This is a genomic window from Alicyclobacillus sp. SP_1 (assembly GCF_024706985.1).
Lineage (GTDB): Bacteria > Bacillota > Bacilli > Alicyclobacillales > Alicyclobacillaceae > Alicyclobacillus_I.
In genome coordinates this window covers 51,829-64,613 of the sequence record NZ_JAMCCX010000018.1, presented here as the reverse complement: position 1 = coordinate 64,613, position 12,785 = coordinate 51,829, and the positions used below count along the sequence as shown (strand labels likewise).

Genomic DNA, 12,785 nt, shown 5'->3' with positions numbered 1-12,785 from the left:
TGGTTTCGTCACCTACCACGATACCAGGAGGTTTTTTAATCTAGCAAATCTTAAATTGCTTCATTACAGGACTGCTTTAGTAACAAAGAAATATCGATTGCAACAATGATAGCAATCAATACCAGCCCAAAAATTGCGAGAACTTTCAGAGTGGACATGGATTGTGATGACTTTTTGCGAAGTCGCCAGCGCCCAGCAAATCTCCCTTCTGCTATCATGCAGGTTGAGTTTGCCTCATCTACTAGAATGTTAAGCACGTTCCTGCGGTAAGACACGTTCTGAAGAGCCGGGAGCCATACCAAAATGACCATGCAGAGCGACGGGATGTCAAATTGAAACCAATTTATACCGTCGTGGCTGGTCCATGGTATGCGAGCCATAATGGTCAAGTCCCATAGAAACAGCCCTATGACTAAAATAGCGTAAGTCACGACATACATGAGTCTTGCGTACGAGTATATGCGAGCTGGCTTCAAATTGTCCATCATCTGCGCCCCTTCCTAAGGGTGGTTTAACCATCACGCCTTACAAAATGAAACCAGCACCCCATCACACACCCAACCTACAACGCAGAGCGGTCTGAACGTATACGTCAAACAGCAAAATGAACATCCACGTCTGAGATTTTATACATTGGAAACCTTGCCATGTCGTTGCTAAGATGGCATGAGGGCCTAAATTGAAATCGGCAACGTCCGCACCACCGATGTCTGACTGCTCAATCGATAGGCTTTAGATTCGCAACAATTTCAGCGCGCCGAGTTTCTAAAAATGGCGGGAGAACCACTTTTTCACCAAGAGTCTCTGCGTCTTCGTCCACCGAAAATCCGGGACCGTCCGTGGCAATTTCAAACAAAATGCCATTCGGTTCACGAAAATACAGGCTACGGAACCAGTAGCGGTCGATTTCGCCGCTATTGGGTATACCCTTTGAAGTAATGAGCTTCGTCCATTCATGAAATTCTTCGTCATTCGGCGTTCGGAGTGCCACGTGATGTACCCCACCCGCGCCCATCTGGCATGGTGGCAAGTCTGGTTGCTCAGTGATGTGCAACTCTGCGTGTGGTCCACCCAATCCCATTTCATAGACATGGACAATACCTTCGTCCGGATGCGCATATTGGCGCACTTGACGCATGTTTAACACATTGGTCAGCATCCAGTCGGTGTGGTGTAACTTCGGTACGCTCAGCAGAATCGGACCTTGGCCACGAATTTGATTTTCAGCAGGAACAAAACTCCGTTCCCATGGCTGATGGAGCGCGCCGTCTCCACCGTCGTCTATCAGTGCAAGTCTTTGCCCCTCTGGGTCTTCAAAGAAGAGAGTAGCACGACCGTCCAATTCGCCAATACCAGCATGGTCGATACCGTGATCGGCAAGCCAATCTGCCCACCAACACAGGGCATCATGCCCGCTCACCCGCAAATACGTCCGAATAATACTGCGGGTGCCTCGGTGTTCTTGCGCGATATCCCAGTCAAAAAAAGTTAAGTCATTGCCGGGAACACCACGCTTGTCTCCACTGTAGAATAAGTGATAAGCACTGACGTCGTCCTGGTTGACGCTGCGTTTGACAAGACGCATGCCCATGACCTTTGTGTAAAACTGATAATTATCGCGAATGCGAGCCGAGACCGCGGTCAGATGATGAATTCCTGTTAACTCCACCGGTGTGCCTCCTCTGAATCGATTCGTCTTTATTCTGATTTTTAGGAAAAACCAGGAGCCGCGTTGACGACTATTTGCCCGTGGTCAGTCACACCCATCATACCTTGTAAATAAGCATCTGACTGTGATGTTCCAACCTTACCAAAGAACCAAAAATACCCATTTCGTATTGGGGCTTGTTTCACGCTGCCATTCGTAAAGGTGAGAACCACACGCTTCACACTTGGGTCCTGCACCACCACTCCAGCAACAAAGTTATAGCCATCTTTGCCCACTAATTGACCTGCTTCTAATGGCTGTCCCTTGACGTGTGTCACCGACACAATTCCCATACCAGTACCTTGCGATGGTGAACGGAAAACAACCGCATACTTCAATTGTCCGTTCTCTTGAAAAGACAATAGGGAATACGCTCGAGTGCCGACATTTTTCAGAGTAATCATATGAATATCATGAAAGACATTCGCACTTGTCTGCCCTTCTAACTCTTTCGTGACGTCGGTTTTTGTCAATGGTGCTATCGCCCTATGCGTTTTGACAACAGTATGAGTGACATGAGTGGATTGAGTAGCGGAAGTGGAACAACCTGTAATCGCTGTCGTGACGAGCATAGTGACGCCGATGATTCCAAATACACTGTCTTTCACAGTAACACCCCTTCCCCCAATTCTGCACTGTCTATCCAGCGTATGAGGTCCTCGTGGAAACAACAAATTTACAATAGCACACTCTTACATTTTGCTCCATGTCCAAATGGGTTCTGGGACCAAAGCGCGCGTCCTCTGGACTAGGTAGCCTGTCACTTGCATCGCTTCCACTGCATGGTATGTCATCGCTCCATTGGCCCGCTACATAATGTGGATGTCAGGGCCTGCAAGCTGTCCAGTCCCTTGACGGTCTCGGCCCAACCCTTCTCTGTTCTGTGCACGGGACAGGTTTAGTTCAGCACAAGCTACCACTCGCATGATTCCTAGACTTGCTAGTCCCTGCAGACAAGTATCCGGATACGCCCCAACAATGTCGTCGGCGTAAGCACCTCCATGCCGGACCGACATGACATCCGGTTAGTCCATTTTAATCCATTTTAATCCTTTTATGCAGTGTAGCGCACGGTGGAGCGCGAAGAAACTCAGTGAGGTGGACAGATAGGCTGTGACAGAAGACTCGAAAATGGTGCGCGCATGCGTGGCGTTTCATCAGTACCTGATTGACTCCACAAACGGTCTATGAAAATAAGCAGGCCCAATTTTACAAGACCTGCTTATTCTTGATGCTTTAACGAAAGGCCGCCCTGTTGTCCATCACCCATTGCTCAAACGTGTGTGCTGGCATGCCAGTGACGTCTTCCACGGTCTTTGTAGGGGGCTTAGGGTCTGCAAGCGAATCTGCCGACAAGGTGAACAACGCATCAACGATTTCCTTTGGAGCGTATTGCAACATTTGCTGCCGAGCCATCTCGCCAGGAATGTCGATAAATTCAACTTTCTTGCCGAGCACGCCCTGGATGATTTGAGCTTGGTCTTTCGGTGTGACCGTCTCTGGTCCAGTCAAGGTGTAAATTTTTCGTGCATGTCCCACAGAACAGAGCGCTTTCACGGCGACCGCTGCAATGTCTCTCGGGTCTATCGGGGTGGACTTCACATGACCAAATGCTGCTCTTACAACCCCTTCTTCTCTGATGGCCTTTGCCCATTGAAGCGAATTTGACATAAAGGCATCCGGTCTCAGAAATGTCCAGTCCACATGCGATTCGTCAATCAGAGACTCCGTATGGGCATGCATGCGTCCGATGGCATTTTCTGTCGCGGACTCAATGGCACTCGATGAGAGGAAGACAATGTGCTCAACTCCCATCTCGCGACAAACCTGTGGAAATGAGTCGGCACCGGGTACATGAATGAGAAAGACCTTGCGAACTCCTTTGAGTGCCTCCTTCACCTGGATTGCATTTGTCAAATCTCCACCGACAACTTCCACATGGTTGGCAAACGTTACCTTATCCACATTGCGACTCATGACGCGAATTGCCTGGCCCACGCCCAACATCTGCTTAACAATTTCACGACCCACGTTTCCTGTTGCTCCAGTAACCAAGACTTTCGATTCATTCTGCATTCGTCAATGGCCCACCTTTCACAAAATGCAAGTACTTGCTTGCAACGTTTACGGTAACCTGATAAAATAAAAATGTCAATGTTATGATTCACGATGAACCTAGGCAGACTTTTGAAATACTTTTAATGAAATCCCGCTTTTGAGATTCTGTTCTTTGGTTTACCCGATGCAGTCAACATTGGCAGTCACGATGGATGAGATGCTTCAAAAGTTTACCCTGACTCAACGATTGTATGACGATACGAGGTGCCCACATTGGAGAAGTCGAACACACGTGAGCGGATTATGGAAGCGGCTCTGTCGCTGTTTTCTATCAAAGGATATGACGGAAGTGCAACGCGAGATATTGCGCAAATGGCGGAAGTTAATGAGATTACTTTATTTCGTCACTTTGGGTCAAAGGAGAATTTATTTCGCGAAGTCCTCTCTCATTATGCACCCACCTCTATGTTATCAGAGAAACTAAATGCACAACTACAAGGGAATTTGCGTGAGGATTTGACTCTCCTCGCTCACACCTATTTAGAAGCCGAGTACAAAAATTTAGACTACGTTCGCATTGGAATCATGGAAATACCAAGGAATCCATCCCTTGCAGACCTAATTTACACCATTCCAAGGCGGCTAGAAGAGCACTTAGCGGAGTATCTAACAGACTTAGCTCAACAACAGAAGATTGACGAGAGAAATTTCAAGCTCATGTCACGAATGTTCTATGGACAACTATTTCATCACGTACTGATGATTTGCAGTTTTAAAGATAATGCCGCCTTGCTGCAAGCGCAGTCTGATGAGATGGTCGACACACTAGTTTCAATGTTTGTCCACACACTGCGTTACACCGAGAATGAGGAATGAGCAACAAGGTCGACACCGACCCCAACCGTCGTTGAGTTCTGAGGAGCGGTCTGCGATTTAAAACGACTTTCGTGTTCCCGATGTACATTGTTGCGGAAGGAGCAAGTCTGTGACGGAACGACGGAGTGCCCATCCCTGTATACATGCTGAGCGATGATCTGCATTCGCAGTGACAGGCACTTCGTTTGCATTCCTAGTCACAATTATCCGCCGCGCCATCAAGATGTATTTTAATCGGCAAAGAGTCAGTCAAACTTCAGACAGTTGCTGCCAACGCTATCTCACACGCACGTTCCAATCCAGCGTCAAGAGCATCAGAGCCAAAAGCCGGGTTCCACGCATGCCACAACTCATCACTCACGGCCAGCACGTTCGCAACCTCTACGCCGCGCACTTGTCCTAGCGCGTACATCGCGGAGGTTTCCATATCTACTCCAAGAACCCCAGACTCGCGATGACGATGGATGTCGCTCACAGGCTCTCTGTAGATAGCGTCCGTGGTCCAATGACGCCCGACGGAGACCGAGTATCCGAGCGATTGGGCACAAAAAACCAGCCTGCTCTGCAGTGTGGGTGTAGCACATACGACCGCATCTTCCGGTAGGTAATGCCGAGATGTCCCTTCGTCACGAACACACTCATCGGGAATCAGCAAACTTCCGATTGGGTTGTCCGGTTGCAAACTCCCCGCTGCTCCAATTCCGATAAAACGGCGGGCTCCGCAAACAATCAACTCCTCCATATGGGAAATGGTACCCGGAGCTCCGATTGGACACTGCACGATGGTTACGGGAGTCGAATTTATCTCCCCAGATATGGCGTGACGAAATGGTGCATTGGATAAGACACAGCCATTCACCGCGCTAGTGAGTGACTCCCGAATTCGCGTAAACCACGTCATGATGACAGTCGGTGCAACACCAATATCTTCAATTTGAATTCCCATACGACGTACGTGATAGTCCATATACATTTCTGGAGTGAATCTCATAACCCGTGTGGTTTCCTTGGTTGTCACTGTTCGTCCCTCCGTTTCCATTTTCCTTCTCTATCCGACGATCCGGTCTTCCGCCATCGTTTCGTAACATGGCGGAATCTAACTCTGAGCGGGCCTGACTAACTCGGCGGTTACGTAGGCCAATCGAAACCCCATCCTTTCCGCGTTGCGCTGTGAGTTTGAGCCGGGGTCAGTCTCAATGGTTGCTATAGTAGCGCCATTTTCTTTCGCAAAACGAAGCCTCCAATCCAGCAACGCTGTCTGCAACCCCCGCTTTCGATACGACCGACGAGTACTGGTTGCAAACAGAGCGGCAACTTCATCGCCTAATGCAACGATTCCTCCGGCGGCGGCAACTCCATTTTCGAAAGCTAGGACGGGTACACTGTTCTGCATGCGAAAAAATGCTCTGTCTAAATCAAGGTTTTGGTCAACCGGAACTGCGTCAACATCGGCAAACCCCGCAGCAACGACACGCGCCCACTCCATTTCTTCCTCTTTCGCAGCCATCCGGACGCGCGAATCCGCCACTTCACACCGCGGCTCCCAAGAATTTAAGTCGAGAATCCAGCGATACGAGAACCCATTAAGAACGTACCCTCGTTGGCGTGTTAATTCGATGAGCGAAGGATGAGCTAACGGACATACTCGAATGACAGATGCGTGATGATTCGCATGATAAAAGCGCTCAATTTCTTCGATTGTTGACTCTGCAACTGGAGAAAACATTCCAAGGCCTACTGTTTCATTGACAGGGCATTCAGCGCCACCATATATAGCGAGAGCGTGATTGAACTCTTTGGTCATCACCGTCGTTGAGAATCCTGATGAATTCCAAGCCTCCACGAGATCTCGATTCCCTCGAACGACACCATATTCGATTTTACGCGCCAGTTCTTGATTCAGAAATACCGTCAACTGTCTCACCCCTAACCATCCCTGATGAAGCGTCAACACGCGCCAGACATAACCCGAAAAATTCTCGCCCTATACTTACACACAGTGGAAGGAAAATCCTGCATCGAGATCGTCATTAGACCAACCACCCAACCATCCTAGAGACCGTCGATTCGAGGCACGAGAGATTCGTCACCTATGAGCGGCGCGATTTTGCTTGGAGATAACATAAGACGATACTGCGCCCATAATGGACAGCGCCGCTAGAACCATCCAAGTTACATGGCTACCCCAGATATTTAACAAACTGCCAACGACGAGGTATCCAATGCCTCCCATGCCGAGAGTAGCCGTCGACGTGACCGCATAAACGCGCCCGACTACCTCTTCGGGCACTCTGCCTACCCGATAGGTCAAATAAATAACTAAAAGCAACCCTTCGCCAACCCCCAGCATGGCTGCGCACCCAAACACTATGTCAATTGATGCAGCAATAGAGAGGAAGACGGCACCGACAAACATGCACAGCTGCGCACCCATGCCTACCGCCATGCCCAAATGCGTCGGTATTCGCGAGCCAATTAAAGTTCCGATGAGAGAACCGACCGCATATAAGCTAACGGCCACGCCGACCTGGAATGAATCCCCATGAAATGTCTTAAGAACAAAGAATGTGAGAGCCGGAATGAGCGCCGCAAACACAAAGCGGTTGCTCCCCCAAAGGAGAGTAACCGCACTCAGAACCGAGTCCTTCAAGACTGTCTGAACTCCCACTTTCATTTCCAAGAAAAAACCTGCAGTGGTTTTCGAACCGGGCGTGCTCCGTTTGTCGACACTACGTAACCCAAGTATGGATATGGCCGAAAACAAAAACGACAGTGCATCTATGCCGATGGTATAAGACGCTCCAATTTTCGATGTCAAAACACCCGCGAATAACGGCCCCAAACCATACGCAATACTCTCAATCGCTTCAAAATAGCCATTGGCGCGTCCCAATTCTCCTTCGCCCACAACTCGCCGAATCAGTCCCGTGTAAGCTGCGCCGAAAAACACTGCCAAGGTCCCGCTGACGATTGCTACAACCACAACCACCGGCATCATCGGCGCGTGGGCTAAAGAGGCCGCCGGGATGAGCCCCATGACCAGCGCTCGGCCGAAGTCCGATACGAGCATCACTTTTTTGCGGCTCCATCGGTCGACCCAAACACCAGCTGCCAACCCGATGACGAACACCGGAACAACTTCTAAGGCACCGACCAAACCCATCAAAAACGCCGACTGCGTGTAGGTGAGAACTAGGATTGGGATGGCCACAGCAGCGATGGAGTCCCCAAAATAAGAGATGCCTTGGCCACAGAACCAGAGCAAAAATCGCTGATTCGAAAACATCGACTTCTTGAACCAATTCATTGCGGACCCCTTAATTTAGCCGACTGTTTCAGGCACATTCAGATTGATAGATTTTAGTATATCAACGCATAAAGATTCAAAGCTTGCAACCCAATTATGAGCCAGGTTCCAACTGATATATCATGGAAATCAACCCATGGTTTGATTCATAGCGCGTTGAAGATACTTTATCCTCGAAACTCCAAAGAAGATGAACATGAGGATGCAATATACTGCGGCCACTATGGCGAGAATTCCCCATTCACCTGCACTCAGTAGCACAAGATGCCCGAGGTCGATGATAGCGACTGTACTGTGCACTAGCGCAACACCGACAGGAACAAAGAACAGTAAGAGTAACTCTATGGAAAGCAAGCGACCAATTTCTTTTCGTTGTAAACCCAACCTTTGAAATGTGCGAAACTGTTTGCGGTCCTCTTCGAGTCGTGAATCCAGTCGAAAATAAATAGAACCGCCAGCAGTAAGAAAGAACAGAGTGCTGATGAAGAAACCTGAGAACAGCATGACGGACAGTAATTCTTGTGTTTGTTTGAAACCCGTCACGGTTGCCGACACAGCCAGGTTCCTGGAAGCAACAGCGTCTTGTATCTGACGCACCGCGGAGCGTGATTTTACCCAATGAGACAACATCGCGCTATAAATTGTCCATTTCATGGACTTGGGAATATCAAGTTCCCATTTTCTGTAGTCCTCGTTCGAGACCACAAGTTCAAAATCAGGAAGCTGGTTCGATTCGTCCACAACTCGAACATTCGACTGTTTCTGGATGTGGATCGTTTCGACCGCGCGACCTATCTTTAGCTCTGCACGGATAGGCGTAAGTCTTTTGGACACAATAAGGGGATATGGTACCATCAATTCTGCGTGAGCCGTACGAATCCTCGGAAGAGCAGGAATATATTTTTTCAACCGCGAGTCGGTAAGAAACTCGGCTCGTAGCGAATTGTATGTGGACAGGGACATAACTTGAACCCCCACCCACTGTCCAGACATTGTGCGAAGTGTCGCAACGAAGATGGACGACGTATTTTCTGCCGCGATTCGGACTCCGTGAGTGTTTAATATATGACGCAAACGAGTGGCTGAGAAGTGTGTAGAGTTAGCCGCATTACTGGCTATCATAACATTCATCGGGTTGACCCTCAGAGAGTTTTCCCCCACGATTTGCTGCAGACCTAGCACGGAGCCCATACTCGTCAGAACGACCGCGGTCAACATCGTGACCACTGTTAATACCCGGGCGTTGTCTTTAAGGCGATACATCAATCGACTTACAACCAAGAGACTGACCCCGCTCAGCGCACGACGCCGTAGCACCGTGAGAATCATGATCAGTACTTGACTGTAGAGAAAGTATGTCCCTGCGCTTGTCAAAATGAGGATAGGTATCAAGTCTCTGATAAATTCACGACTTTCCGAAACAGCCATATAATATCCTGCTCCAAGACAAGTCAACCCTATCACAATCCACCAAACCGAATACCTTGGCACCTTTTGAGCTGACCTCTGTTCCACGAAGAGCGCTGTCGGCGACAATCCCATCACACGCCGCGAAGCCAAATAGGCTTCGCACAGAAATAAAGCTCCGAAAAATACTGCTGTCAGTAGCACAGAAGCCGGCGGCACTGCGAATGGAATTACGTGTGGTAATTGTAGAGCGGCTGCCATAGTCAATAGAAACAACTTGGAGAACAAGAGGCCTAAAATCATTCCAGAAACGATCGATACGAAACCGAGTATCAAGCTCTCGAAAAATATCCATCGTCCCATCTGCTTGGGGATGATGCCCAGTGTTAAAAGTAGTCCAAATTCTTTGCTGCGCAGTCGTAACAGACCGCTGTGAAAGAAGAAGATGAAGAAAGCGGCGAAAACTATCACAATGAATTGGCATGATGCAAGCACCTGCTGAGCTGTATGTGTCATGTATCCATGGTGAACTGCAGGGTTTAATACAAACGCAGAAAACATATAAAATATCATGACAGCGAATGAGCATGCAGCAAGGTAATTTACGTAGCGGCGCAGACTCCGCACACTATTTTTGAACGCAAAGCTAAGCCACATCATTGCTGCGTCCCCTCCAGCACGCCAAGCGTATCTAAAATTTCTCGGAAGAAAGATTCTCTCGAGTCTGCTTTTTCTAAGTTTGCAAACACACTACCATCACGGATAAACACGATTCTTTGGCAGTAACTAGCAGAAAACGGGTCATGTGTAACCAAGAGTATAGAGGTTCCGTTTTCTTGGTTTAACCGCTGAAGCAGCTCTAGTAAGGACCGAGCCGATCCCGAGTCTAAATTGCCCGTAGGCTCATCCGCCAAAATCAACGCTGGATTATGAATTAATGCCCGCGCAACCGCAGTTCGCTGTTGCTGTCCGCCGGAAACTTCATATGGATATTGGCGCATGACGTCTCTCAATCCAAGATATTCTAACAATTCCTCAGCTCTCTGATTGACTTTTTTCCCTCGTTGACCATCTAAGGCTAGCGGCAGTGTCACATTTTCAAATAGTGTGAGCGTGTCTAGCAAATTGTAATCTTGAAACACAAACCCTATACTTTTCCGGCGAAGCACAGCCATTTGTTCTGGTGTACATTTGGACATATTAGTATCTTGAATCCAAAGTTCACCACTCGTAGCCTGATCTAAACCTGCGAGTAAATTGAGCAACGTTGTTTTCCCACTTCCGGAAGGACCCATAATGCCAACAAATTCACTAGACCTCACAACAAGGTCAATCCCGTTCAACGCTGTCTTAGAGGAACCAGGATTTTTGGTTCCGTAAACTTTGGTCAAACCCTTCGCACGCAATACATTCAATCGGCATCCCTCACTTACGCAGACATCTTTCACTTAGTCGAATGTCTCACATCGATACGTGAAGTTCCTTCGCTGTCCCTTACAAAACCTCTTATTACCCTTACAATTTTGCAACTTTTCACGTTGTAAGCAGTGGACGCAGAAAATCTTCTAGGGAAATGCTCACAAACACAGTGGTGCCTCGCCCTTCGTTCGACTCAATTCGAATGTCATGCCCGAGGCGCTCGGCTACCTGTTTGACGATATACAGCCCCATGCCAGTTGCCCTAGAATGTGACCGACCATTAGACCCCGTATAAAAGGGTTCGAAGACATGTGCCAAGTCCCTCGCTGGAATCCCTATCCCGTTATCTGAAAAGACCAATACCGCATAATGGTCACGTTTTTTAATTTGTATGACAAATGAATTGGCCACTTCAGCCGGTATTCCGTCTTCGTCCACACGATAACCGTATTGAAGGGCATTGCGAATAATCTGATCCATAATAAACAAAAGCCATTTCCGATCGGATTTCACAACTACAGGGCAATCTTCCCCATCCAATCGTGGATAAATTGCTCTTCGAATCCACTGACTTTTATGCTCGTTCACAGCTTCGCGAACTAACTCTTGCAGGTCGACTTCTTCAATGTGGACATCAACAGAGAACGAACCCAGACGCATAGTGTTCAACATCAGGTTCACGGAAGTGTCCAGTCTCAGTCGTTCTTCCGAGAGTCGACTCACGATTTCCGCCATATCTGTCGACCACGCGAACTCCCGGCGCATCTCATCTTCAAGAAGTTGAATGACCGTCAGTGGCGTCTTCATTTGATGCGCAAATCGCGTTCCAAACAGTTCATACACTCTCTGTCGCTCTATAAGGACATCCAGTTGGCGAACGTGCTCTTGGTGATACCTGTGCAGAAGCTGAACGAATAAGCGTTGGTCGTGTGTTCCAGTCACTGGCATGGTGACCGCGTCAGACATAACAGCCTCCTTCTTCAATCGATACGCCAATTCGGTATAGAAGCGATGGCGACGAACGTACTCTAAAACCAAAAACACGACCAGCATAGTGAGTCCGAGCACATAGGCATACATAAAATTACTTTGACGAACCAATGTCCGAAAAGACAATAAAATTGTCGCCACAATCAGCGCATAGCCAATGCAGAAAAAAAGCACAGTCTGCCACATGTCCCGTATAAAGAGAAGCAACGGATTATGATTCATTGGACGCTCTCATCATCTTGTCCCGGCTCCGGAGGCGAACACTCGTCAAATAGTGCAAAACGATATCCTACCCCGCGAAGCGTAACAATCGCGTCGTGAATACCTACGTTCTCAAGCTTTTGCCTCAGACGAGTCACATTGACAGTCAACGTATTATCATCCACGAAATGCGTGTCGTCCCAAATAGCCTCCAGCAGGGCATTGCGGGACACCACCGCTCCTTGCGCATCCAGTAGTCTGCGCAAAAGTTCCAATTCTGTTTTACTCAAGAAACTAGATTTCCCTTTATTATCCACTGTAGCTCTACGTACATCCAACTTCATCGTTCGAAGAGAGTAAACTTCCCGTGGTGAAGTCCTACCCACCGCATATTCCCCACATGTACGTCGCAACAACGCCTTGCTTTTGGCAAGCAATACTTCTAATTGAAATGGTTTGGTGATAAACTCATCGCCACCATTATCTAAGCCAAATACTTGGTCCATATCGCCGTCGCGCGATGAAATGTAAATTACAGGTACTGTGGAAAAGCGGCGTATTCGTCGACACCAATAAAACCCATCGTAAAATGGCAGGTTAATATCCAACAAGACTAGGTCTGGGTTTTCCGTCCTCACCACTGTATCGACATGCTCAAAATCTTGACACAAGCTCACACCGTAGCCATAGCGACTCAGTTGCCGTCCCAAAAGCTTTGCCACTTGCGGATCATCTTCGATGACGATGATCCGATAGTTGATTTCGCCCCGTAAAGTCTGTTCCATTTTTATCCACCCTTCAAAGAGGCCCCATGACTGG

The 12,785-nt window shown here is 48.3% G+C and carries 12 protein-coding genes; 1 reads left to right on the top strand and 11 read right to left on the bottom strand.

The genetic code is table 11. From position 1 onward, the window contains the following. Positions 1-50: 50 nt before the first annotated feature. From M4I36_RS06320 to M4I36_RS06305, 4 genes are all read right to left on the bottom strand, one after another. Positions 51-488 carry a hypothetical protein gene (locus tag M4I36_RS06320; RefSeq protein ID WP_258110880.1) on the bottom strand — a complete coding sequence of 146 codons (438 nt, stop codon included), beginning with the start codon at positions 486-488 and terminating at the stop codon, positions 51-53. A 230-nt stretch (positions 489-718) separates the two neighbouring features. Then, on the bottom strand, positions 719-1,669 hold the full coding sequence (locus tag M4I36_RS06315) for a ring-cleaving dioxygenase (protein WP_258110879.1): 951 nt from the start codon (positions 1,667-1,669) through the stop codon (positions 719-721). Positions 1,670-1,710: 41 nt separating this feature from the next. Further along, positions 1,711-2,316, bottom strand: a complete 606-nt coding sequence (locus M4I36_RS06310) for a hypothetical protein (protein ID WP_258110878.1) — start codon at positions 2,314-2,316, stop codon at positions 1,711-1,713. Positions 2,317-2,944: 628 nt separating this feature from the next. Further along, on the bottom strand, positions 2,945-3,784 hold the full coding sequence (locus M4I36_RS06305) for an NAD(P)H-binding protein (RefSeq protein WP_258110877.1): 840 nt from the start codon (positions 3,782-3,784) through the stop codon (positions 2,945-2,947). Between the two features lie 255 nt (positions 3,785-4,039). Here M4I36_RS06305 and M4I36_RS06300 point away from each other — a divergent pair, with 255 nt between their 5' ends. Further along, on the top strand, positions 4,040-4,642 hold the full coding sequence (locus tag M4I36_RS06300; RefSeq protein WP_258110876.1) for a TetR/AcrR family transcriptional regulator: 603 nt from the start codon (positions 4,040-4,042) through the stop codon (positions 4,640-4,642). Positions 4,643-4,898: 256 nt separating this feature from the next. Here M4I36_RS06300 and M4I36_RS06295 read toward each other — a convergent pair whose 3' ends face one another. The 7 genes from M4I36_RS06295 to M4I36_RS06265 form a co-directional block, all read right to left on the bottom strand. Next, positions 4,899-5,660, bottom strand: coding sequence for a nucleoside phosphorylase (locus M4I36_RS06295; RefSeq protein WP_258110875.1), 762 nt, complete (start codon positions 5,658-5,660; stop codon positions 4,899-4,901). Positions 5,661-5,738: 78 nt separating this feature from the next. Continuing rightward, entirely contained in the window at positions 5,739-6,557 is an 819-nt protein-coding gene (locus M4I36_RS06290) for a GNAT family N-acetyltransferase (protein WP_258110874.1), read from the bottom strand. 171 nt (positions 6,558-6,728) lie between these two features. Continuing rightward, positions 6,729-7,949, bottom strand: a complete 1,221-nt coding sequence (locus tag M4I36_RS06285; RefSeq protein ID WP_258110873.1) for an MFS transporter — start codon at positions 7,947-7,949, stop codon at positions 6,729-6,731. A 129-nt stretch (positions 7,950-8,078) separates the two neighbouring features. Further along, positions 8,079-10,016 (bottom strand): FtsX-like permease family protein, encoded by a 1,938-nt coding sequence (locus M4I36_RS06280; RefSeq protein WP_258110872.1) that lies wholly within the window; start codon positions 10,014-10,016, stop codon positions 8,079-8,081. Next, the gene (locus M4I36_RS06275) at positions 10,013-10,771 is read right to left on the bottom strand and encodes an ABC transporter ATP-binding protein (RefSeq protein WP_258110871.1); all 759 of its coding nucleotides are present in this window, start codon (positions 10,769-10,771) and stop codon (positions 10,013-10,015) included. Before M4I36_RS06275 ends, M4I36_RS06280 begins: the two co-directional genes overlap by 4 nt. A gap of 118 nt (positions 10,772-10,889) precedes the next feature. Beyond that, positions 10,890-11,987: a sensor histidine kinase gene (locus tag M4I36_RS06270; protein WP_258110870.1), complete on the bottom strand. Its 1,098-nt coding sequence runs from the start codon at positions 11,985-11,987 to the stop codon at positions 10,890-10,892. Then, complete coding sequence (locus tag M4I36_RS06265) at positions 11,984-12,751, bottom strand: response regulator transcription factor (RefSeq protein WP_258110869.1); 768 nt, start codon at positions 12,749-12,751, stop codon at positions 11,984-11,986. The genes M4I36_RS06270 and M4I36_RS06265 overlap by 4 nt, the downstream gene beginning before the upstream one ends. Between the last annotated feature and the right edge of the window lie 34 nt (positions 12,752-12,785).